Source organism: Roseixanthobacter psychrophilus, from assembly GCF_043195195.1.
Lineage (GTDB): Bacteria > Pseudomonadota > Alphaproteobacteria > Rhizobiales > Xanthobacteraceae > NCEH01.
In genome coordinates, this window is the sequence record NZ_JBAFWT010000184.1 from 1 (window position 1) to 482 (window position 482).

Consider the following 482-nt stretch of genomic DNA (forward strand, 5'->3'; position numbering starts at 1 on the left):
GAATTCTGGGCCAGGTCGCTGTCGCCGTGCTCATGCGATCCGCTGGAATGGCTGGTCTCGATCGGGGCGTGGTGCCCTTTCCCACCGCTCGATACCATCAAGGTGTTCGCAATACCCCATCCCGTGCTTGTCACCAAAAAGGCGAGCACGGTCAGAAGAACCACGAATGAGCGAAGCGAAAGCATCATATCGCCTCGCAAAATACGGGTGACGCCGTGAATGGCAAGGACCATTTCGGCGTCATGTAAAAAAGCTTCGACGCTGGTCCTCGGCAGTCACACGAAAATCCCTTGCAAGGCTTTCGCTTTATCACCGAGAACATCAACACCACGACATCCGGCGGCCGCCTGGTCTTCCACGTATTCGGGGCTCTAGTCCGGATTATGCACCAGGGTTGGCGGGCATAGCCTAAGCTGATCGGGGTGCAGCGGGAACCAACGCGCCCGCGACCCCGTCAGCGCCCACGTTGATCCTGCTCAAGG

General features: G+C 58.5%; 1 pseudogene. It reads right to left on the reverse strand.

Annotation, left to right across the window (positions count from 1 at the left end):
• A pseudogene (locus V5F77_RS29120) lies at positions 1-233 on the reverse strand (hypothetical protein); the annotation flags it as partial.
• Positions 234-482 lie beyond the last annotated feature (249 nt).